A 22,079-nucleotide genomic window follows, 5' to 3' on the forward strand; every position below is an offset into this window, starting at 1 on the left:
GCAGGAATCGGTGCTTGGATCCGAAACATGACCACCCAGGTGAAGGCCACTTTCACGATCACCCGCTGGGACGAGGCGGCCTACGAGACCGGCGAACCAAAACTCGCACGCGTAGACGTGGGAAAAACGTTCACCGGCCCCTTGCAGGGAACCAGCACCGCCCAGCTACTCACCTGCGCCTCATCAGACGGCTCAGCGGGCTACGTCGCGTCCGAGCAGGTAACCGGCACCCTGGACGGCCACACAGGCACCTTCGTACTCCAACACGGCGCCACCATGTCCCCCACCGGCCCAAACTTCTTCGGCCACGTAGTCCCAGGCTCAGGCACCGGCGACCTGACAGGCCTGACCGGCACAGCACGGGTGGAACACGAACTAATCACCCTGGACTACGACCTTGCCTGACCACGTAGACCGCGCCCAGGTACTCGCCTACCGCGTGGCAACCCACCAATTCGACCGGAAATCAACGAACCTGACGGTCTTCGACCTAGGCGTACAAGACTCAGAACGCTCAGCCGCCGCAGCCCTGGCAGCACGCACAACAACAAACCCAAACCTAACCGACTACACCACAACGTGGACCGTACGAGGCGCCCCACACCTACACCGCCCAACAGACATGCCCACCCTAGCCACACGCCTATGGCCCCTGAGCGACGCAGACGCCCTAACAAGAATGTCCCGCCCACGCGGCATAACAAACGGACGAGCGGCGCTCACAGCAGTAGCAACAGCACTGCGCAAGGTAGTAACAAAACCCATGACCAAGGGCGAGGCAAGCAACAAAATCACCAGCATGATCCCAACAGAACTAACAGCCTGGTGCCGAGGCTGCAACACCACCCACGTCCAAGACCCAATCTTCCGCCTGGCAGCACTACCAGCAGGCCTGATCTTCGACACCACACAAAAAACCGTCACCTTCACACCACTACCAAAAAGACCAGCAGTCCCCACAGAAACGAAGGGCTTCACCGACCTACTACTCGCCTACCTCACCCTGCACGGCCCAGCAGGCCCAACAGAAGTGGCGAACTACTTCGGCTCAACGACCACAGAGATCAAAAAACGATGGCCCCAAGACCTGGCCGAAGTCAAGGTAGACGGCAAACAAGCATGGCTACCACCAACCAGACTGAACACCCTCAACAACCCACCAGACCCCAACGCAGTCCGCCTACTACCCCCACTGGACCCATACCTACAAGCACGAGACCGCGACCTACTGGTACCGGACAAGGACCACCAAAAAGAGGTCTGGCGAATCCTGGGCAGACGAGGCGCAATCATGGTAGACGGCGAAATAACCGGCACCTGGCAAGCAAAAGCCACCGCCAAACACCTAGAAATCACCCTAAACCCATTCGCAGAACCCCCACCACCCAGCATCGAAGCAGAGGCCCACCACCTAGCCACCACCCGCAACCTAGACTCAGCCCGCCTGAAATAACCACCAGCACAACGCACCACAACACTGGTGGCCCACTACGAAACCGGCACACGCCGCCCTAAAACCGTGGCCGATTTTACTTGGGGGATTCGACCCTTAAACTTGCGCCGGGCGGCAGCTTCACCCTCTGCCCTTTTTGCCCCGGCGAAGGGTCGAATCTAGGGGCCCCAAGTCAAATCGGCCACACCACGCTGGAACGCGACCCTCAGCCGGTGACCACGCCGGAACCCGCAGCCGCCCTCAAACCCCCACCGGTGCCGGCCCCAACGACCGGCACCCCACACCCCCACACCAACTCAGCTATCCACAATCCCCACAGCCCCAAGCACAGCCTGCAACCCATCCTCAGCAATATCGTGATCCGTCTCCAGCACAGCCGTAACCGACGCCACATCCGCCGACAACCCAGCCGCCTTGGCCCACTCCACCACCGCAACAGCCAAAGCCGCCGCCCTCTCCGGCAACGTCTCCGCCAACTCCTCAGGATCAGGCGCAGGCAACCCCTCAGCCGCAGCCGCCTCCGCGTACGCGACCTCCCCGAACACCCACTCCCACTGCTCCTGCCCCCCATCCCACCCGGTCACAACACACATGTCGCTATCAGCGACAGTCGCCGAGATAGCAGCCCCGGTCCCGACGAGCTGGATCAACGGCTCCTCGTCAAGCACCGGGAACTCCCACCACTGCCACCCCTCGACGGCGTCCAACCGGTAGCCGTCGTCCAGTTCCTCGTCATCCCCGCGCCGCACGACGTAGGACGCCCACTTGCCCATCGGTATGAATCTCCTCAGCTCGCGCAGGCGTCCAACGCCGTCGCCACGTCTCCGGTGATCGTCAACGAATCCATCGCGGCCTGCGACACGAACCCGCGGCCGCTCAACTCGCGGACCCAGTCGAACAGACCCCGGTAGTGGTTGTCGACATCGAGCACCACGACCGGTTTGGTGTGCATGGACAGCACCCGTGATGTCCACATCTCGAAAAGCTCCTCGCACGTCCCGATCCCGCCGGGCAGTGCGAGGAACGCGTCCCCGTGCGCCTCCATCAGCGCCTTGCGTTCGCGCATGGTGTCGACCACGACCAGCTCGTCCGCGTGGTCGTCGGCCAGTTCGGTCCCGACGAGCCCCTTCGGGATCACGCCCAGCGTCCGGGCCCCGCCCGCGCGGGCGGCGCGGGCGACCTCGCCCATCATCGACACGCTGCTGCCGCCCCACGTCAGCGACCAGCCGCGCGCCGCGATGGAGGTGCCCACCTCGGCCGCCAGCTCCAGGTAGCTCGCCGGGACGGCGACCCGCGATCCGCAGTAGACGGTGACCCTGGTGGGCATCAGTGCGCCTCGTCCCAGGCCTTGTGGGCTTCCTGCACGACCCGCACCGCGTCGTCGATGTCGTCGGTGAGGTGCAGCAGCGCCAGGTCCTTGTCGCCGACCTTGCCGCTCGCCAGCACCGAGTTCTGGATCCAGTCGTACAGGCCCTGCCAGTACGACCGTCCGAAGAGGACGACCGGGAACTTGGTGACCTTCTTGGTCTGCACCAGGGTCAGCGCCTCGAACAGCTCGTCCAGCGTCCCGAAACCGCCGGGGAGGCAGATGAACGCCTGCGAGTACTTGATGAACATCGTCTTGCGGACGAAGAAGTACCGGAAGTTCACCCCGAGGTCGACCCACGGGTTGAGGCCCTGCTCGAACGGCAGCTCGATGCCGAGCCCGACGGAGAACCCGCCCGCCTCGGAGCACCCGCGGTTGACCGCCTCCATCACGCCGGGCCCGCCGCCGGTGATCGCCGCGAACCCGGCGTTCGCCAGCGCGCCACCGAGGTCGCGGCCGATCTGGTACTCGGGGTGGTCGCGCGGGGTGCGCGCGGACCCGAACACCGTCACGGCGCTGGGCACCTCGGCGAGCGCGCCGAAGCCCTCGACGAACTCGGCCTGGATGCGCAGCACCCGCCACGGGTCGGTGTGCACCCAGTCCGACGGCCCGCGCGAGTCGAGCAGCCGCTGGTCGGTGGTGGTCAGCTCGACGCGCTGGGAGCGGCGCAGCGTCACGGGACCCCGCTGCCGTTCCTGGGGGTGCTCGTCGACACCGTTGTTGTCAGTCATCGGCGGGATTCTAGGTCAGGAACACCACCGGGTGACCTACTCAGGTGAGGAACCGGCGCAGCACTTCGGCACAGCCGGTGATCTGCCCGACCGGCACGTTCTCCTGCTGCGTGTGGGCCAGCGTCGGGTCACCCGGCCCGAAGTTGACCGCGGGCAGGCCGAGCGCCGCGAACCGCGCCACGTCCGTCCACCCGAGCTTCGCCACGGGCGTGCCGCCGGTCGCCGCCACCAGCTCCTGGGCGACGGGCGCGGACAGACCGGGCAGTGCGCCCGCGGCGACGTCCGTGACGACGACGTCGAACCCGTCGAACACCTCGCGCAGGTGGGCTTCCGCGTCGGCGGGCGTGCGGTCCGGCGCGAACCGGTGGTTCACCGTCAGCACGCACGCGTCCGGCACGACGTTGCCCGCGACTCCACCGGCGATCTTCACCGCCTGGAGCCCTTCGCGGTAGGTGCAGCCGTCGATGTCGACGACGCGGGACTCGTAGGACTCCAGCCGCCGCAACGCCTCCCCGACCGCGTGGATCGCGTTGACGCCCATCCACCCGCGGGCGGTGTGCGCGCGGGCGCCGGTCGTGCGGACCTCGATCCGCATCGTCCCCTGGCACCCGGCCTCGACCACGCCGTTGGACGGCTCGCACACGATCGCGAGGTCACCGGTCAGCCACTCGGGCATCTCGCGCTCGATGCGCCCGAGCGCGTTGCGGTCGGCCTCGACCTCTTCGCAGTCGTAGAACACGAACGTCAGGTCGTAGCGCGGTTCGACGGCGGTGACGGCGAGGTTCAGCATCACCGCGTCGCCGCTCTTCATGTCGACGGTGCCGCACCCGTGCAGGACGTCGCCTTCGCGGCGGCTGGGCAGGTTGTCGTTGATCGGCACGGTGTCGAGGTGCCCCGCGAGCACGACCCGGCCCGGCCGCCCGAGGTTCGTGCGCGCCAGCACGGAGTTGCCCGTGCGCACCACCTCCAGGTGCGGCGCCTGTGCTCGCAGCGAGCGTTCGACGAGGTCGGCCAGCTCGACCTCGTCCCCGGACACGCTGGGGATGTCGACCAGCCACGCGGTCAGGTCAACGGGATCGGCGGAGAGGTGCAGGGTGTCGGCCACGGCGAGCACGTTACCGTTGGCGTCCGTGAGCACCGCAAACACGACCGGCGCGTACGGCGTCGGACTGGCAACTGTCACGCCCGAGGGCACCGTCCTGGACACCTGGTTCCCGGCGCCGCAGCTCGGGGACCCGCCGTCGGTCGGCACGCAGCTCCTGTCGTCCGTCGACGTCGCGGGCGCGCTCGGCGAGGAAGCCGCGCACCTGCTCGGCGAGGACAAGGAGCGCGGCGTCGAGGTCATCGGCGTCCAGGTCTCCATCGCCTCGCTGGCCGACGCGCCCACCGACACCTACGACGTCTACCTCCGCCTGCACCTGCTGTCGACGCGGCTCGTGCGGCCGCACGGCCTCAGCCTCGACGGCCAGTTCGGCCTGCTGAACAACGTCGTGTGGACCAACTTCGGCCCGTGCGCCGTGGAGGGCTTCGAGCAGACCCGCCTCCGCCTGCGCACCCGCGGCGCGGTCACGGTCTACGGCGTCGACAAGTTCCCCCGGCTCGTCGACTACGTCGTCCCGTCCGGCGTCCGCATCGCCGACGCGGACCGCGTCCGCCTCGGCGCGCACCTCGCGTCCGGCACGACCGTGATGCACGAGGGCTTCGTGAACTTCAACGCGGGCACGCTCGGCGCGTCCATGGTCGAGGGCCGCATCTCGGCCGGTGTCGTCGTGGGCGACGGCTCCGACGTCGGCGGCGGCGCGTCGATCATGGGCACGCTGTCCGGTGGCGGCAAGGAGGTCATCTCCATCGGCGAGCGCTGCCTGATCGGCGCCAACGGCGGCATCGGCATCTCGCTCGGCGACGACTGCGTCGTCGAGGCGGGCCTGTACATCACCGCGGGCACCAAGGTGTCGACCGCCGACGGCGAGGTCGTGAAGGCCGGTCAGCTCTCGGGCGTCTCCGGCCTGCTGTTCATCCGCGACTCGGTCAGCGGAGCGGTGAAGGTGCTGCCGCGCAAGGGCAACGGCGTCGAGCTGAACGCCGCGCTGCACGCGAACGACTGACCCGGCTGGGTTTCCACGCCGCGGACGCGCTCCGCGGCGTGGAACTCACGCCAGGCGTTCGACGGCCGCCGCGATCCGCTCGTCCGAGGCCGTCAGCGCGATCCGCACGTGCCGTTCCCCGCGCGGCCCGTAGAACGTGCCCGCGGCGGCCAGGACGCCGCGTTCGGCGAGCCACCCGACGGTGTCCCAGGAGTTCTCGCCGCGGGTGGACCACAGGTACAGCCCGGCTTCGGAGTGGTCGACGGTGAAACCGGCGGCGCGCAGCGCGGGCAGCAGCACGGCTCGGCGGGCCGCGTAGCGGTCGCGTTGGGCGGTCGTGTGCTCGTCGTCCGAGAGCGCCGCCGTCATCGCCGCCTGCACCGGTCTCGGCATGATCATCCCGGCGTGCTTGCGCCGCTCCAGCAGGTCGGCGACCAGCTCGGGGTCACCGGCGACGAACCCGGCCCGGTACCCGGCGAGGTTGGACGACTTCGACAGCGAGTGCACGGCCAGCAGCCCGTCCAGCGAGCCGCCGGACACCGCGGGGTCGAGCACGGACACCGGGGTGGCGTCCCACGACAGGGCCAGGTAGCACTCGTCGGAGGCCACCACGGCGCCGACGGCGCGGGCGGCGGAGACGGCGGCGGCCATCGCCGACGCCGACAGCACCCGGCCGGTCGGGTTCGACGGCGAGTTCAGCCACACCAGCGCGGTGCCCGCGGGGGGCTCCTCGCCGTCGGCGAGCCGCACCACCGAAGCGCCCGCCAGCAGCGCGCCGACCTCGTACGTCGGGTACGCCAACTCCGGGATGGCCACGACGTCGCCGGGGCCGAGGCCGAGCAGCGTCGGCAGCCAGCCGACCAGTTCCTTGGACCCGATCGTGGGCAGCACGGCGGCGGGGTCGAGCCCCGCCAGGCCGTACCGGCGCGCGAGCGAACCCACGACCGCCGAGCGCAGCTCAGGTGTGCCGTGGGTGGTCGGGTAGCCCGGCTGGTCCGCCACGGAGCTGAGCGCGGTCCGGATCAGCGGCGGCACCGGGTCCACCGGGGTCCCCATCGAGAGGTCGACCACGCCACCGGGGTGCGTGCGCGCCTTGGCGGCGTGATCGGCCAGCGAATCCCAGGGGAAGTCCGGCAGCGCCGGCCCCCTGCGCGTTCGCGGGGTCACTCGGAGGCTTGCGGGGGCAGCGCCTTGATCCAATCCGGGTCGGCGCTGGTCTTGCCGACCTTGGAGGCACCGCCGGGCGAGCCGAGCTCGTTGAAGAAGTCGACGTTCGCCTTGGTGTAGTCCTTCCACTCATCGGGGACGTCGTCCTCGTAGTAGATGGCCTCCACCGGGCACACCGGCTCGCAGGCGCCGCAGTCAACGCACTCATCCGGGTGGATGTAGAGCATCCGGTCGCCTTCGTAGATGCAGTCGACGGGGCATTCCTCGATGCATGCCTTGTCGAGCAAGTCCACGCACGGCTGGGCGATCACATAGGTCACTGCGGTTCTCCTGCTCTTCCTGGTACACCGCGCAAGCCGCAGACTACGCGGCGAACTCGGCCAACTCATGGTGAGGCTTGCCTTAGCAGGCACGCGCTCGGCTCCGCGAAATCCAGTTTCCCGCACCGGGGAGGATGGTGGGGTGGATCCGGTCTTCGAGGTGGAGCAGCGGTGTGCTGAGGCGTGGCCCGCACTGGTGGAGGAACGGCTCGGGGAGTGGAGGATGCGCGCGGCGGCCGGGTTCACCGGTCGCGCGAACAGCACGTTGACCTGCGGTGATCCGGGCGTTCCGGTGCCGGAGGCGCTGGACCGGGTGATCGCGTTCGCCGAGGCGAACGACATCGGTCCGACCGCGCACGTCGTACGTGATTCACGGCACGAAGATGCCGTCGGATCGGCCGGATGGGTGGTGGCCGACGACCATCCGGGCGGTGCCGAGTCCGGCGTCCTGGTCGGTGAGCTGGCCGGGTTCCGGGGCGCGGAGGTGGACGGGGCTTCGGTGTCCGACGCGCCCGGTCCCGGATGGTGGGAGTTGACGGCGTCCGCCACGCCGACGGAGGCGCAGCGGCACGTGCTGGCCTCTGGGCCGAGGACGGGGTTCGGGGTCGTCGAGCGGGACGGCGAGGTGGTCGCGGCGGTGCGCGGGGCCGTCGTCGGGGACCTGCTGCACATCGCCCGGCTGGCCGTGCGGCCGTCGCACCGGCGCGGGGGCCTCGCACGGGGGCTGCTGGTCGAGCTGGCGGCCTGGGCCGCGGCGAACGGGGCCGTCAGGTGCGCGCTCCAGGTGGCCGAGCACAACACGGCCGCGTGGAAGCTCTACGAGTCGCTGGGGTGCGTCGAGCACCACCGCTACCGGTACTGGGTGCCCGCGTGACCCGCTACCCCCGCCGCATCTCCTTGGGCACGTAGTTGCGGCCCATCGACGCGCCGACGGCCAGCGCGCCGGGCAGGGCGCCGCCCGCCAGCAGGGCCAGGCTGCGCCAGTCGTTGGGCAGCATGACGTCGCCGCCGGGGCCGAACAGGCCGAGCACCACCAGCGCCGTCAGCCACACCAGCAGCGGCGAGCTGGAGACCAGCAGGCCGCGCTGGAGGTCCGACGCCCACAGCACCAGCAGCGGCGTCGTGAGGACCGCGACCAGGACGGCGATGGGGAACGGCCAGTCCGCGCCCCACTGCGGCAGCAGGGTGCCGTCGAAGCGGAGCGGGAGGTAGAACAGCTCCAGCACCGCCAGCACCAGCGACTCGACCCACAGCATGGGCAGCACCCACCACCCCGGTTTGCGGTCACCGCTCACGAGTCACCCCAGTCCGCCGAACAGGTCGGTCTCGGCCCCCGCGCCGGAACCCTTGGCCAGCACGTAGAACTCGCCCTGCACGAGCGGCTGGGCGATGCCGTTGGACAGCGCGTAGGCGGCACCGCCCGCACCGTCCTGCCAGACGCTCACCTGGGTCGAGTGCGCCCGCAGCGCGCGCAGCTTCGCGGACAGGTGCTCGGAGATGTCGACGGTGGTGGTGATGATCGCGTCGTCGGTGACCGGCAGCTCGCCGGGCTCCGGCAGGCGGAACGGCAGGTCGGCCAGTTCCGCCAGCGCGGCTGCGCCCTTCTCCGTCGCGTCGCGGGACGTGACCGCGTAGAAGACGCGGTCGACGTCCGGGACGACGGCGGTGGCGGCCGTGGTGATCTCGTGCGCGCGGATGTGGTCCGGGTGGCCGTAACCGCCGAACGCGTCGTAGGTGACGACCACCTGCGGCTTCACCTGGCGGAGCACGTCGACCAGCATCGCCGTCTGCTCGTCGACCGAGCCCTGGACGAACGCCCTCGGGTGCTCGTTCGACGGGACGCCCACCATGCCGGAGTCGCGCCAGCGGCCGACGCCGCCCAGGAAGCGGTGGTCCGTGACGCCCAGCGCGGCGCACGCGGAGCGGAGTTCGGCGACCCGGTACCCACCGAGCTGGTCTGCGGCGTCGGCGGCGAGTTCGCGCAGCCCGGCCGGGATGATCTCGCCCTCCTCGCCGAGGGTGCACGTGACGACGGTGACGAGCGCGCCGGTCGCGGCGTATCTCGCGATGGTGCCGCCCGTCCACAGGCTTTCGTCATCCGGGTGCGCGTGTACCAGCAACAACCGTGGTGGGGAGGTGAGCGTCACCGGATCAGAGTAGAGGCACTTGCGCACGGTCACATGACGGCACCACCCCGGAATGCCGTCAGGGCCACCATAGCGTCGCCGTGGTGGCCCTGACAGAACCCGTGGTGGAGCAGTCGATCACGCCAGGAGCGAGCGCTCCTCGGCGAAGTGGCACGCCGACAGCGTGCCGTCGCCCGCGCCGCGCCGTTCCAGCTTCGGCTCCTCGACGGCGCAGATGTCCTGCGCCTTCCAGCAGCGCGTGCGGAACCGGCAGCCCGACGGCGGGTTGACCGGGCTGGGCACGTCGCCGGTGAGCACGATCCGCTGGCGCCTGCGCTCCAGCTTGGGGTCGGGCACCGGCACCGCGGACAGCAGCGCCTGGGTGTACGGGTGCATCGGCCGCGCGTAGATGTCCTCGCGGTCACCGAGTTCGATGATCTTGCCGAGGTACATCACCGCGACCCGGTCCGAGATGTGCCGGACGACCGACAGGTCGTGCGCCACGAACAGGTAGGCCAGGCCCAGCCGTTCCTGGAGCTCCTCCAGCAGGTTGACCACACCGGCCTGCACGGACACGTCCAGCGCGGACACCGGCTCGTCCAGCACGACCAGCTTCGGGTTGAGCGCGAGCGCCCGCGCGATGCCGATGCGCTGCCGCTGGCCGCCCGAGAACTCGTGGGCGTAGCGGTTGCGGTGCTCCGGGTTCAGGCCGACGAGCTCCATCAGCTCGTTGACCCGGTGCTGGACGTCCTGGCCCTCGGCGCCGTGGATGCTGAACGGCTCCGAGATGATGTTGTTGATCTGCCAGCGGGGGTTCAGCGAGGCGTACGGGTCCTGGAAGACGATCTGCATGTCCTTGCGGACGTTCTGGAGCGCCTTGCCGCGGAGCTTGGTCAGCTCCTTGCCCTCGAACTTCACCGAGCCGGAGGTCGGCTTGTGGAGCTGGAGGATCGCCCGGCCGGAGGTGGACTTGCCGCAGCCGGACTCGCCGACCAGACCCAGGGTCTCACCGGGGTACAGGTCGAACGAGATGCCCGACACGGCCTGCACCTGGCCCACGGTGCGCGGGATGATCCCGCCGCCGCGGACCGGGAACGACTTGACCAGGTCGTTGACTTCGAGCAGCGGCGTCTTGCCCGCGTTCTTGGTCGCGGAAGAGGGTTTCACCGCGGTCAGGACGCTGGGCCCGTCAGTCGGGGTCGTCATGATGGCGGGTTCTCCTCTTCTTCCTGCATCCGGGCTTCCACCACGTCGACGTCCTCGACGATGGGCATGTCCGGGTCGGCCACGAGGAGCGAGGCGGGGTTCTCGACCACGCCGATCTCGTCCGTCGCGAACAGCTTCTGCGGGTCCACGATCGTGGCCAGGTGGGCGGACCGGTGGCAGCGGGAGAAGTGCCCGTGCCGATCGGTCTCCAGCAGCTCCGGCTCGGTCTCGCGGCACTCATCGATCGCCAGCGGGCAGCGCGGGGAAAACGCGCAACCCTCGGGCAGGTTCATCAACGAGGGCGGCGCGCCCTTGATGGGCGTGAGCCGCTTGCCGAGCAGGCTCGGGTTCGGGATCGACCCGAGCAGGCCGACGGTGTACGGCATCCGCTGGGTCTCGAAGACCTCGTCCACGGTGCCCTGCTCGACGACCGTGCCGCCGTACATGACCTGGACGCGGTCCACCATGCCCGCCACGACACCGAGGTCGTGGGTGATCACGATGATGCCCGCGTTCGTCTCGTCCCGGATCCGCAGCAGCGTGTCCAGGATCTGCGCCTGCACGGTGACGTCCAGCGCGGTCGTCGGCTCGTCGGCCACGATCACGTCGGGGTCGTTGATGATCGCCATCGCGATCATCACGCGCTGCCGCATGCCGCCGGAGAACTCGTGCGGGTACTGCGCCGCGCGCCGGTCGGGCTGCGGGATGCCGACGAGCTCCAAGGAGTCGACGGCCTTGGCCCAGGCGGCCTTCTTCGACACGTCGTGGTGCGCCTTGTAGGCCTCGGCGAGCTGCCACCCCACGGTGTAGACCGGGTTCAGCGACGTCATCGGGTCCTGGAAGATCATCGAGATGTTGTTGCCGCGCACCGGCATCATCTGCTTGTAGTTCAGGCCCACGAGCTCGCGGTCCTTGAACTTGATCGACCCGGTGACGTTCGCCGTCTTGGGCAGCAGGCCCATGATCGCCATGGACGACACCGACTTGCCGGAACCCGACTCGCCGACGACGCCCAGCACCTCGCCGGGGGCGAGGGTGAACGTCACGTTGCGCACGGCGTGCACGACGCCGTCGTCGGTCGGGAAGTCGACCGACAGGTCCTTCACCGTGAGCAGCTTCTCGCCGGACGCCGAGCGGCCCGCGGACTCGGGTGCGTCCATCACGTCCAACTCGCTCATGCCTTCACCTCGCTGACGCTCGGCACGAAGCCATGCGCGTCCAATGATTCGCTCGTGAACTCGCTCATGCCTTCACCCTCTTCTGCCGCGGGTCGAAAGCGTCCCGGAGCCCGTCACCGATGAAGTTCACCGACAGCGAGATCAGCACGATGAACACGAAGGGGATCAGGAACAGCCACGGGTGCAGGTTCAACTCGTTCTTGTTCAGCGAGATCATCAGCCCGAGCGAGGTGTCCGGGCTGTGCACGCCGAGTCCGATGAAGGACAGGGCGGCTTCCAGCAGCACCGCCTGCGCGACCGCGAGGGTCGCGTTCACGATGATGACGTCCACCGTGTTCGGCAGGATGTGCCGGAAGATGATCCGCGGCGTCGACGCGCCCAGCGCGCGGGCCGCCTCCACGAACTCCTTCTCGCGCAAGGACAGCACCATGCCGCGGATGACGCGGGCGATGGAGAGCCAGCCGATCAGGCCGAGGTAGAGGGCGACCACGAGCCAGTTGCTGCCGCCGTTGCTGCCCGTGGCGGAGGCCACGAAGCTGTTGCGCACCAGCACGGCCGCGATGATGAACGACGGGATCACCAGCAGCAGGTCGATGAACCGGCTGATCGCCGTGTCCACCCAGCCGCCCTTGTAGCCCGCGAGCGCGCCGAGCACGACGCCGATCAACGTCGACAGGAACGCGACGACGAGCGCGATCTGCAACGAGAACTGCGTGCCGCGGATCGTCTGGGCCACCATGTCGGCGCCCAGCCGGTCCGTGCCGAAGGGGTGGTCGGCCGTCGGGTTCTGGTACCGGGGGAACCCGAGGTCGGTGTAGCTGTACTGCCAGAAAGCGCTGCCCAGGAAGGCGAACAGCACCAGGATCACGAAGATCACGACGCCGACGACAGCGGCGCGGTGCCGCAGGAACCGGCGGGCGATGACCTGCCACTGCTTGCGCGCCGACGACGAGTCGAACTGGCTCTTGTCGGCCGTGGTGGGAGCCGCGGGTGGCACCGCGGGCGTAGTCAGGTCAGTCAAGGCGGATCCTCGGGTCCATGAACGCGTAAAGGATGTCCGCGATCAGGTTGAACACGATGATGAACACGGCGGTCACCATCATGAAGCCCAGCACCTGGAACGGTTCGAGCTTGGTGATGGCGTCGACCAGGAACTTGCCCATCCCCGACCAGCCGAACACCGTCTCGGTGATCACGGCGCCGCCGATGGTGGCGCCGAAGTTCAGCGACGACACGGTGACGATGGGGATGAGGGCGTTGCGGAAGGCGTGGCGGAAGATCGACCGGGCCTCGGAGATGCCCTTGGCCTGCGCGGTGCGCACGTAGTCGGCGTTCAGCGTGTCCAGCATGGACGCGCGCTGGAAGCGGCTGTAGAGCGCGAACTGGATGACGACCAGCGAGATCGTCGGCAGGATGTACGCGCCGGTGTACTGGAAGAACTGCTCGCCGAAGCCGCCCTTGAACCCGTCACCCGGTGGTCCGGCAGTGACGATCCAGCGGTCCGCGCCTATGGACTCCAGCCAGTTGTTGAGCGAGATGCCGCCGGTTTTCAGGATGAGGGCGACGCAGAACAACGGCATCGAGAACATCGCGAACGATATTCCGGTAGCCGTGTAGTCGAAGAGCGAATACTGTCTGACAGCGCCGATGACGCCGACGATCATGCCCAGCAGGAGGGCGATGATCTCGGCGACGATGACCAGCCGGAAGGTGACGACGAAGGCCTTGCCGATGTCTTCCTTCACGGAGCGGCCCGCGTTGCCGGGGACGACGGACTCGCCCCAGTCACCGGTGACGAAGTCGCCCGCCCAGTTCGCGTAGCGCTCCAGGAACGGGTCGTTGTAGCCGGTCCGCTCGTACGCCGCGGTGATCTCGGCAGGGGTGCGAGGCTTCTGCAACTTCCACTCGCCCAGGGGGTCGCCCATGGCCGTGGTGAGCCCGAAGCAGAGGAACGACGCGAGGATCAACAGCGGGATGGAAATCATCAACCGCCGGATTATGTATCGCAGCATGAGAGGTCTCCCTAGGCACCCCCGCAGGCGCGGGCGAGCCTACCGGACGGTGACACCGTCCGGGGGGTTGGTGCTCGTGGCACCAACCCCCCGGCCCGGTTTGGTTATGTTCGGAACAGCTCGGTGACTACTTCTTCTGCCACGCGAAGATGTTCCAGGTGACACCGCCGCCGACGCCCACGTAGCCGATCGGGCCGATGTCGGCGCTCGAAGCCGCGAAGTCGGGGAGCTGGAACAGCGGGACGCTGTGGAGGTCGTCGCGCATCTGCTTGTCGACCTCGTTCATCAGGGTCACGCGCTTCTTGTAGTCCAGCTCGCCGTTGGCGGCCTTCCACTTCTCGTCCACGACGGAGGAGGAGTAGTTGTTGTAGTTGCCGGAGCCGCCCTTGTCCTTGCTGGCGTAGTTGCCGTACGCGCCGGCCTTCAGGGGCTGGCCGACCCAGGCGAACAGGGCCGCGTCGAACTCGCTGGCCGGGAGTCGCTTGTCGTTGAAGTCGACGTCCTGGTCGTCCACGATCTCGATGCCGGCCTGCTTGCACTTGTCCTGGAGGATGCGGACGGTGTCGGCACGACGCTGCACGACCTTGTGGCCGAGCTTGAAGGACGCGCGGAACTCGCCCTTGGTGTAGATGCCGTCGGCGCCCTGCTTCCAGCCGCCGCCTTCGAGGGTCTTCTTGGCCGCTTCGACGTCACCCTTGCCGATGTCGCTGAAGTGCTCCTCGTAGCCGACCTCGTTGGGCATGAAGGTGAGGCTGTTCAGGGGCTTGGCGTTCGGGTCGACGTCCTTGACCAGCTTGTCGACCAGGGACTGGCGGTCGAAGCACTGGGCGATGGCCAGGCGCAGGTCGGCGTTCTGCTTGAACAGCGGGCGCGCCATGTTGAAGTCGACGTGCTCGAAGGTCTGGCCACCGGCGGCGAACACGTTGAACGCGCTGTCGCCGCGGAGCTGCTGCGCGACGGCCGGGTCGGCCTGCGGAGCGATGACCTGGACTTCCTTGTTCTGGAGCTGCTGAGCCGCAGACTGGGAGTCGGTGTTGGTCTTCAGGATGATCTTGGACGAGGAGCCCTTCTCACCCCACCACTTCGGGTTGCGCTCCAGGACCGTCTGGTCCTTCAGGTCCGTCGAGGTGATCGTGTAGGGACCACCGGAGAGCGCGACGGCGGCGTCGAAGCCCAGCCAGCCCTTGGTGTAGAACTCGGCGACCTTCTTGACGGTCTCGTCGTTCTGGCTCGGGAGCACCTTGGTGATGTCCGCGACGCCGGTCTTCTCCTCCAGGATGTGCGCGGGGAGGAGGCCGTCGCTGCCCGGCGAGGAGAAGATGCCGCGGTAGTCCGCGTAGTTCTTGTTCGCGAAGAAGGTGGTGGTGATGGTCTTGTTGTTGTCCGAGCAGTCCAGCTTCTCGATGTCCTCGTAGCCGGTGGGGCTGGAGTCGAAGATGCTGGCCTCGGAGCCGTCCTCACCCTTCACGGTCGCCTTGCTGGCGCCCGCGAGCCACTTCAGGTGGAAGTCCTTGCAGTCGATCGGCTTGCCGTCCGACCAGACCGCTTCCTTGCGGACCTTCCACACGATGGTCTGCGGGGAGTTCGAGGTGACCTCGATCGACTCCATCAGGTCGCCGTCGACCTTGATCACGAGCTTGCCGTCGACCAGCTCGGAGATGAACGGGGAGGGCTGCACGGACGACAACGCGATGGTGCTGGAGAAGTTGTTCGTCGCACCGATGTTGTTGTTGTAGTTGTGGAAGCCCTCTTCGATGGCGACGGCGATCTCGCCGATGTCCTCGACCTTCGGCCGCTTGTAGACCTGGTCCGCGCCGCCGACCTCACCAGGGTTGGAATCCTGCTGCCCGGCATCGCCAGATCCACCCGTACCGCCTGAGCCGCATGCACCCAGGACGAGTGCGGAGCTCGTCAGCAGCGCGAGCGCCGAGACAGCCTTTGATTTCCTCATCGACACGTGCCCTCCTAGCACCGGGTTGGAGCGGCCGTTTGAGCCGTCGTCCACCCATAACCGTGATGTGCCAAACGCGCCCCGAACCGACACACCGTTGCAGCACGATAAGAACGGTTGAGCAGCACGGTCACTGCCCAGCGGTCGATCGTGACCAAAGGGTGACACGCTGGTAGCAGCACGCTACTTCGCGGTTACCGGGCGGGAGCGTTCGTTAACCGGACGGAGGGAATACTGTCAAAATTAACATCCGGCGGCCAGTCGAGGAAGAGGTCGCCGGAAAGTCGATTCTCAGCCGCCTTCGCGGCGCCAGCTCGCGGCACCGCTGAGCGGGCCCGCGAAGGGTGCTCCGACGTCCGCGCCCTGGGCCTCCGGAAGGACTACCAGGAGGTCCGCCACCTGGAACAACGGGAGCGCAATCGCTTGCTGCCAGAGCGTCGGTTCGATCTTGGTCAGGGCCTCGGCCAGCAGGGTCCGACCGCTCAGGGCGGCGTCGATCGTGGGCTGGAGCGTTTGGTCGCAGAATCCGGCCACATTAGCCGGAATGGGTGTAGATCCGTCCTCGACCGAGGGACGGCAACCAAATGACGAGGCCAGCGTGGCGGCCGAATCACCCGTGTCGACCTGCGGGATCACGGTTAGGTCAACCGTTGTGGTCTGTTCACCATTGGGTGAACCTGTGAGGTCCTGTTCGAACAACTGATTCGCGGGCGGCGAGATCACCTTGGCCCGGATTCCGGCCAAAGCGAGTTGGCGCTGCACCTGCGCGGCGACCGTGCCGTAGGGCTCCGCGCCTTCCGGGGCGGCGATGACCAGGTTCAACGGCTTCCCGTCCCGCGACCACACGCCCCCGTCCGGCCGGACGTACCCGGCCTCGCCGAGCAGCCGCGCCGAGGTGGCCAGGTCCAGCACCCCGACGCCCGGCGGGATCGTCGGCACGTAGCCGGGCCTGCTCGGCGCGACGACCTGCGAGTCGGCGCGCAACTTCGCGGCCGGACCGTTGCCCGTGCCCACCGCGATCAGCGCGTCGCGGTCCAGGGCCGCCAGGACGGCTTGACGGACCTTGAGGTCGACGAGCTGCGGGGAGGCGGGGCGCAGGAGGACCTGGACCACCTCAGGCCTCGGGACCGGCTTGCTCACGAGGGGGGTGGTCTTCGCCAGGTCCGCCACCGTGTTCAGCGCGATGGCGTCCGCGCGGATCAGCGCGGCCTGGTCGTCGCGGTCCCGCAGCGCGTTCACGACACCCTCGTGACTCGCCCGCCGCAGGACCACCCGGTCCAGCGCGGTCGCCTGCTCCCAGTACCGGTCACTCCGCTCGAGCACGATCTCACCGCGCGGCTGGTCGAGCGTCTTCACCTGGAACGGTCCGCCCGTCGCCGGGAAGCTGTCCGCCAGCGCGGACGCCCAGCCACCCGGCTGGTCCTTCAGCAGGTGCGCGGGCAGCAGGTTGCCGAACAGCGAACGCCAGCCGGGGTACGGCTTGTCGAACGTGACCTCGACGGTCTTGCCACCGTCGCGCGAGGCGATGTTGGAGATCAACCGGTAGCCCGCCGGGTCGACCACACCGGTCTCACCGCGCATGCGCTGCCAGAGGTAGACGAAGTCCTCGGCGGCGATGGGCGCGGTGTCCGTCCAGGACGCGTCCTGGCGGACCGTGTAGCTGACGGTGTACGGCTCGGTCTTGATGACCTCCGCGGAGACCATGAGGGTCGTGTCGAGCCGCGGGGTGCCGTCCGGGGCGGTGCGGAAGACCGAGGGGAGCAGGAGGCTGGTCAGGGCCGTGGTGATCGTCGACTGACCGGCGATGGTGTGGGGGTTGTAGCTGCCCTTGACGTCGTCCACGCCGACCACGACCTCGTTGAGGGTCTCCTCGGGGACGATCGACATGCCGGGGGTGGAGGGGACCAGGGGGAGGGGGCCGGAGTTGGTGCAGGCGGACAGGGCTCCGGCGGCCGCGAAGAGGATGGCGGCAGTTCGAGTCCCCCCAGACCGAGTCATGTTCCGCAGCCTGCCAGACGGGGTTGACCGTTGACGTGGGGGCCTTGGGTTCATGTTCGGGAGACGTTTGGGGGTGGGTGGGGGTTGTGCGGTTTTGGGTTTGGCGTTCGGGGGTCTGTCGTTCGTGGGGGTCGGGTTGTGGGTGGGTTCTGGCGGTTTGGGGCAGGGAAGACAGGTAGCGCTGTAGGTGATCCTCGGGCGGCCGATTTGACTTGGGGCCCCTAGATTTGCCCCTTCGTCGGACAATAAAGGGCAGAAGGTGAAGCTGCCGTCCGACGCAAGTTTAAGGGGCAAATCCCCCAAGTAAAATCGGCCTCTACGCGAGACGTTCGCATGACCGTAAGCAGTCAATCGGCAGTCAGTGGTTGAGGTCCGCGTTCGCTTGAGTGCGCACTAACGCTGGTACGCCGAACTACCAGCGTCAGTCCTTGGTTGCACAGAAGCCAACGCGCTCCTACTTCCCCACCACCACTCTCACCTGCGCTTTTCGCCTTGATCTCAGCCCCGTACACAGGGTGCACGCGCAGTGTCTTTCAGACTTCCCCGCCCCGATCCCAAGCGCCCTCCTCTTTGATCTTGGTTTGTCAAGGCATCTTTCCCGCCTTGACAAACCAAGATCAAAGATTGAGATAATTGCGCGAGCGGGGCGGAAAGACGTCACCACCCGAACCAAAAGAGGGACCACCCCAAACAAACATCCCCCAATAGCAAAAGGGGCCATCCCCCAAAAGGAACAGCCCCCTTCACCCCAAAAACTACCCGCGAAGCTTGTTACGCGACCTCTCACGACCACGCGAGTTCGCGTCCAGGATCAACTTCCGAACCCGGACCACATCCGGAGCCACCTCGACGCACTCGTCCGAAGCGCAGAACTCCAGCGCCTCTTCCAGCGACAGCTTCCGCGGCCGGGCCAGCGTCTCCATGACATCCGCGGACGACTGCCGCATGTTGGTGAGCTTCTTCTCACGGCACACGTTGATGTCGAGGTCCTCGGCGCGCGGGTTCTCGCCCACGACCATGCCCTCGTACGCGTCCGCGCCGGGTTCGACGAAGAACGTGCCGCGGTCGGCCAACTGGATCATCGCGTAGGCGGTGATCATGCCGGAGCGGTCGGCGACCAGGGAGCCGTTGTGGCGGGTGCGGATTTCGCCCGCCCACGGGAAGTAGCCCTCGGACACGGCGTTGGCGATGCCGGTGCCGCGGGTTTCCGTGAGGAACTCCGTGCGGAAGCCGATGAGGCCGCGCGACGGGATGACGTAGTCGAGCTTCACGCGGCCGCTGCCGTGGCCGGACATGTTCTCCATGCGGCCCTTGCGGTTCGCGAGGAGCTGGGTGACGGCGCCGAGGTGCTCTTCGGGGGCGTCGATGGTGACGCGCTCGAAGGGCTCGTGCAGCTTGCCGTCGACGGTGCGGGTGACCACCTGCGGCTTGCCGACGGTCAGCTCGAAGCCTTCGCGGCGGATCTGCTCGACGAGGATGGCGAGGGCCAGTTCGCCGCGGCCCTGCACCTCCCAGGTGTCGGGGCGCTCGGTCGGGAGGACCCGGATCGAGACGTTGCCGACCAGTTCCGAGTCGAGGCGGGCCTTGAGGACGCGGGCGGTCAGCTTGGTGCCGCCGCCACGGCCGGCGAGCGGCGAGGTGTTGACGCCGATCGTCATCGAGATGGCCGGGAGGTCGACGGTGATGCGCTCGAGCGGCACCGGGTTGTCGGCGTCGGCGAGGGTGTCGCCGATCGTGATCTCCGGGATGCCCGCGATGGCGACCAGGTCGCCCGCGTGCGCCTCTTCCGCGGGGACGCGGTCGAGGGCCTCGGTGATCAGCAGCTCGGTGATGCGGACGCGCTGGGTCGTGCCGTCCTCGCGGCACCAGGCGACCCAGTCGCCCTTGCGCATGCTGCCCGAGTGGATGCGGCACAGCGCGATGCGGCCGAGGAACGACGACGCGTCGAGGTTCGTGACCAGCGCCTGGAGGGGGGCGTCGACATCGCCGCGCGGGGCGGGGATGTGGTTGAGCAGCACCTCGAACAGGGTGTCGAGGTTCTCCTCGTCCGGGAGGCCGCCGTCGGCGGGCTGGGTCATGCTGGCGCGACCGGCGCGGGCCGACGCGTACACGACCGGCAGGTCGAGCACGGAGTCGTCGGCGCCGACCTCGGCGGCCAGTTCGAGCAGCAGGTCGTGGGCCTCTTCGACGACCTCGCTGATGCGGGCGTCGGGGCGGTCGACCTTGTTGACGACCAGGATCACGGGCAGGCCCGCGGCCAGGGTCTTGCGCAGCACGAAGCGGGTCTGCGGGAGCGGGCCCTCGCTGGCGTCGATGAGCAGGACGACGCCGTCGACCATGGAGAGGCCGCGCTCGACCTCACCGCCGAAGTCGGCGTGGCCGGGGGTGTCGACGACGTTGATCGTCACCGGGCCGTCGGGGGTCTCCCTGCGGACCGCGGTGTTCTTCGCGAGGATGGTGATGCCCTTCTCGCGTTCGAGGTCACCGGAGTCCATGACTCGGTCGACGAGTTCGGCGCGAGCCGAGAACGCTCCGGACTGCCGGAGCATGGCGTCGACGAGGGTGGTCTTGCCGTGGTCAACGTGCGCGACGATCGCGACGTTGCGCAGGTCAGCACGCACCTGAGCGGGCGATTCGTTGATCGACGCGGTGGCCGTGGGCACGCGGAACTCCTAGAGCTGGAAGTCGAGGAAGGGGGCCAGCGCCAGGACGGAGATCGCGCGCAGCCTTCACAAGAGTACCGGCTTCGTTGCCAATACCACACATCGCCGAGGGTGAGGTCAGCCTCACCTAGTCTGGGAATGGACTCTACGGGAGGGGCTCGCCGCACGTGGGCAAGGTGAAGAAGAAGTGCTGCCGATCGACGCCGCGGTGCAAGAAGTGCCCGGTAGTGGCCCTGCTCAAGGCTCGAGACAAGGCCAAGAAGAAGGCGCTCAAGAAGGAGCGCAAGAAGGACAAGAAGGCGGCCTGATCCGCCCGTCCGGTCCCCTGTCGGCCGGATGGTCGTGCGCGCTCGGCCGTCAGGCCGGGATGGCCTCGTTGAGCTTCGTCAGCTCCGGCGCCGTCCGCGTGGCCCGGAACTCGGTCACCTCGTAGCGCGCCAGCCGCTGCGCCACGTACGGGCAGGTCGCCATGATGGCGTCGAGCTTCCCGCGCGTCATGGCCTTCGCGATGATCACGACCCCGTCCGGCGGCACCTGGCGGCCGGAGACGAGGAAGTGCCCCGCCTCGTACTGCCGGGTCGACCACGCCACGTGGTCGGGCAGGGCCAGGTCGACGACGTCCAACGACCGGGTGAACTCCAGTACGACGATGTACATAGAAGAAATGTAGACCCGCCAGACAAGGCCCGAACACGATAGGCTCGCGGCCATGCGCAGTCTTCACACGTTCTGGTGGCCCGCCTTCCGGCGGCCGTAGAACTGTGCGTTGAAGACGACCACAGGCCGCCCGCTCGGGCGGCCTTCGTCATGTCTGGGGGTCCCGCGCCGACGGGTGGCACACCTGTCGAAGGGACCACCATGATCAGGCTTTCCGCCATCACCCCGTCCGGTCACGTCCAGCTCGGCAACTACCTCGGGGCCATCCGCCGCTGGGCGGCCGAGGGCACCGAGCAGGACGTGTACTTCATCAGCGACCTGCACGCCATGACGACCTCGCACAACCCGTCGAAACTCCGATCGCTGACGCGCGAGCAACTCGCGCTGCTGATCGCGGCGGGCGTCGACCCGCACTCGGTGTCCGTCCAGTCCGACCTCGTCCGCGAGCTGGGGGCGCTGACCTGGATCCTGGAGTGCACCTGCACCTACGGCGAGGCCGCGCGGATGATCCAGTTCAAGGAGAAGTCCGCCGGGCGCGACTCCGTCCGGTTGAGCCTGCTCACGTACCCCGTGCTCATGGCGGCCGACATCCTGCTCCAGGGCGCGCACGAGGTGCCCGTCGGCGACGACCAGGCGCAGCACGTCGAGCTGGCCAGAGCGCTGGCCAAGCGCTTCAACGGCACGTACGGCGAGGTCTTCGTCATGCCGCGCGGCACCGTGCCGCCCACCGCGTCACGGGTCCGCGACCTGGCGGACCCGACGCGGAAGATGGCCAAGTCGGCCACCGACGCGGCGGGCACCGTCTTCGTGCTCGACCCGCCGGACCTGATCCGCCGCAAGATCAAGCGGGCCGTCACGGACAACCTCAACCAGGTCCGCTACTCCCCCGACGAGCAGCCGGGCGTGGCGAACCTGCTGGAGATCATCGCCGCCTGCACGGGGAAGGCCGCGGACGAGATCGCGGACTCGTTGGGGAGCTACGCGGAACTGAAGGAAGTGGCCTCGGAGGCGGTCGTCGAGGAGCTGCGCGGCGTCCGCGACCGGACGCTGCGGCTCCTGGACGACGCCGGTGAGCTGGAACGGGTTCGCGCCGAAGGCGCCGCCCGCGCCCGCGCACGGGCACAACACCGGCTGGACGCGGCACTGCGGATGACCGGACTGGGCTGA

Annotated in this window: 22 protein-coding genes; 6 read left to right on the forward strand and 16 right to left on the reverse strand. The window is 68.1% G+C overall.

Going from position 1 to position 22,079, the window contains the following annotated elements; genetic code table 11:
- Positions 1–27: 27 nt before the first annotated feature.
- Together NZH93_RS23205 and NZH93_RS23210 are read left to right on the forward strand one after the other, a co-directional pair.
- The gene (locus NZH93_RS23205) at positions 28–405 is read left to right on the forward strand and encodes a DUF3224 domain-containing protein (protein ID WP_259625283.1); all 378 of its coding nucleotides are present in this window, start codon (positions 28–30) and stop codon (positions 403–405) included.
- 34 nt (positions 406–439) lie between these two features.
- Complete coding sequence (locus tag NZH93_RS23210; protein ID WP_259625454.1) at positions 440–1,453, forward strand: winged helix DNA-binding domain-containing protein; 1,014 nt, start codon at positions 440–442, stop codon at positions 1,451–1,453.
- A 296-nt stretch (positions 1,454–1,749) separates the two neighbouring features.
- Here NZH93_RS23210 and NZH93_RS23215 read toward each other — a convergent pair whose 3' ends face one another.
- The 4 genes from NZH93_RS23215 to dapE are packed head-to-tail and all read right to left on the reverse strand — an operon-like array spanning position 1,750 to position 4,655.
- The gene (locus tag NZH93_RS23215; RefSeq protein ID WP_259625284.1) at positions 1,750–2,226 is read right to left on the reverse strand and encodes a hypothetical protein; all 477 of its coding nucleotides are present in this window, start codon (positions 2,224–2,226) and stop codon (positions 1,750–1,752) included.
- 14 nt (positions 2,227–2,240) lie between these two features.
- Complete coding sequence (locus NZH93_RS23220; RefSeq protein WP_259625285.1) at positions 2,241–2,780, reverse strand: LOG family protein; 540 nt, start codon at positions 2,778–2,780, stop codon at positions 2,241–2,243.
- On the reverse strand, positions 2,780–3,550 hold the full coding sequence (locus tag NZH93_RS23225) for an LOG family protein (RefSeq protein ID WP_259625286.1): 771 nt from the start codon (positions 3,548–3,550) through the stop codon (positions 2,780–2,782). Before NZH93_RS23225 ends, NZH93_RS23220 begins: the two co-directional genes overlap by 1 nt.
- Before the next feature lie 40 nt (positions 3,551–3,590).
- Positions 3,591–4,655, reverse strand: coding sequence for a succinyl-diaminopimelate desuccinylase (dapE, locus tag NZH93_RS23230; protein ID WP_259625287.1), 1,065 nt, complete (start codon positions 4,653–4,655; stop codon positions 3,591–3,593).
- A 16-nt stretch (positions 4,656–4,671) separates the two neighbouring features.
- Here dapE and dapD point away from each other — a divergent pair, with 16 nt between their 5' ends.
- Positions 4,672–5,655, forward strand: coding sequence for a 2,3,4,5-tetrahydropyridine-2,6-dicarboxylate N-succinyltransferase (gene dapD / locus NZH93_RS23235; protein WP_259625455.1), 984 nt, complete (start codon positions 4,672–4,674; stop codon positions 5,653–5,655).
- Between the two features lie 45 nt (positions 5,656–5,700).
- Here the strand turns inward: dapD and dapC are convergent, their stop codons facing one another.
- Together dapC and fdxA are read right to left on the reverse strand one after the other, a co-directional pair.
- Positions 5,701–6,801 carry a succinyldiaminopimelate transaminase gene (dapC, locus tag NZH93_RS23240; RefSeq protein ID WP_259625288.1) on the reverse strand — a complete coding sequence of 367 codons (1,101 nt, stop codon included), beginning with the start codon at positions 6,799–6,801 and terminating at the stop codon, positions 5,701–5,703.
- Complete coding sequence (gene fdxA, locus NZH93_RS23245) at positions 6,798–7,121, reverse strand: ferredoxin (RefSeq protein WP_259625289.1); 324 nt, start codon at positions 7,119–7,121, stop codon at positions 6,798–6,800. Before fdxA ends, dapC begins: the two co-directional genes overlap by 4 nt.
- Positions 7,122–7,263: 142 nt before the next feature.
- On the opposite strand from fdxA, the gene NZH93_RS23250 reads away from it, so the two are divergent.
- Complete coding sequence (locus NZH93_RS23250; RefSeq protein WP_259625290.1) at positions 7,264–7,995, forward strand: GNAT family N-acetyltransferase; 732 nt, start codon at positions 7,264–7,266, stop codon at positions 7,993–7,995.
- Positions 7,996–7,999: 4 nt separating this feature from the next.
- On the opposite strand, the gene NZH93_RS23255 is transcribed toward NZH93_RS23250, so the two are convergent.
- From NZH93_RS23255 to typA, 9 genes are all read right to left on the reverse strand, one after another.
- Positions 8,000–8,416 (reverse strand): hypothetical protein, encoded by a 417-nt coding sequence (locus NZH93_RS23255; RefSeq protein ID WP_259625291.1) that lies wholly within the window; start codon positions 8,414–8,416, stop codon positions 8,000–8,002.
- A 3-nt stretch (positions 8,417–8,419) separates the two neighbouring features.
- Positions 8,420–9,268, reverse strand: a complete 849-nt coding sequence (gene mshB, locus NZH93_RS23260; RefSeq protein ID WP_259625292.1) for an N-acetyl-1-D-myo-inositol-2-amino-2-deoxy-alpha-D-glucopyranoside deacetylase — start codon at positions 9,266–9,268, stop codon at positions 8,420–8,422.
- Positions 9,269–9,385: 117 nt separating this feature from the next.
- Positions 9,386–10,453, reverse strand: coding sequence for an ABC transporter ATP-binding protein (locus NZH93_RS23265; protein ID WP_259625293.1), 1,068 nt, complete (start codon positions 10,451–10,453; stop codon positions 9,386–9,388).
- Entirely contained in the window at positions 10,450–11,631 is a 1,182-nt protein-coding gene (locus NZH93_RS23270; protein WP_259625294.1) for an ABC transporter ATP-binding protein, read from the reverse strand. The genes NZH93_RS23265 and NZH93_RS23270 overlap by 4 nt, the downstream gene beginning before the upstream one ends.
- A 64-nt stretch (positions 11,632–11,695) precedes the next feature.
- Positions 11,696–12,652: an ABC transporter permease gene (locus NZH93_RS23275; protein ID WP_259625295.1), complete on the reverse strand. Its 957-nt coding sequence runs from the start codon at positions 12,650–12,652 to the stop codon at positions 11,696–11,698.
- Positions 12,645–13,643 carry an ABC transporter permease gene (locus tag NZH93_RS23280; protein ID WP_259625296.1) on the reverse strand — a complete coding sequence of 333 codons (999 nt, stop codon included), beginning with the start codon at positions 13,641–13,643 and terminating at the stop codon, positions 12,645–12,647. The genes NZH93_RS23275 and NZH93_RS23280 overlap by 8 nt, the downstream gene beginning before the upstream one ends.
- Positions 13,644–13,770: 127 nt before the next feature.
- Positions 13,771–15,594: an ABC transporter family substrate-binding protein gene (locus NZH93_RS23285; RefSeq protein WP_259625297.1), complete on the reverse strand. Its 1,824-nt coding sequence runs from the start codon at positions 15,592–15,594 to the stop codon at positions 13,771–13,773.
- Positions 15,595–15,885: 291 nt separating this feature from the next.
- Positions 15,886–17,592, reverse strand: coding sequence for an ABC transporter family substrate-binding protein (locus NZH93_RS23290; RefSeq protein ID WP_259625298.1), 1,707 nt, complete (start codon positions 17,590–17,592; stop codon positions 15,886–15,888).
- A 755-nt stretch (positions 17,593–18,347) separates the two neighbouring features.
- Entirely contained in the window at positions 18,348–20,255 is a 1,908-nt protein-coding gene (gene typA / locus NZH93_RS23295) for a translational GTPase TypA (protein ID WP_259625299.1), read from the reverse strand.
- Between the two features lie 167 nt (positions 20,256–20,422).
- On the opposite strand from typA, the gene NZH93_RS23300 reads away from it, so the two are divergent.
- On the forward strand, positions 20,423–20,563 hold the full coding sequence (locus NZH93_RS23300; protein WP_259625300.1) for a hypothetical protein: 141 nt from the start codon (positions 20,423–20,425) through the stop codon (positions 20,561–20,563).
- Positions 20,564–20,612: 49 nt separating this feature from the next.
- Here the strand turns inward: NZH93_RS23300 and NZH93_RS23305 are convergent, their stop codons facing one another.
- The gene (locus tag NZH93_RS23305; RefSeq protein ID WP_259625301.1) at positions 20,613–20,912 is read right to left on the reverse strand and encodes a YciI family protein; all 300 of its coding nucleotides are present in this window, start codon (positions 20,910–20,912) and stop codon (positions 20,613–20,615) included.
- Positions 20,913–21,113: 201 nt separating this feature from the next.
- On the opposite strand from NZH93_RS23305, the gene trpS reads away from it, so the two are divergent.
- Positions 21,114–22,079, forward strand: coding sequence for a tryptophan--tRNA ligase (trpS, locus tag NZH93_RS23310; RefSeq protein WP_259625302.1), 966 nt, complete (start codon positions 21,114–21,116; stop codon positions 22,077–22,079).

The sequence above is a fragment of the Umezawaea endophytica genome, from assembly GCF_025061645.1.
GTDB classification, from domain to species: domain Bacteria; phylum Actinomycetota; class Actinomycetes; order Mycobacteriales; family Pseudonocardiaceae; genus Umezawaea; species Umezawaea endophytica.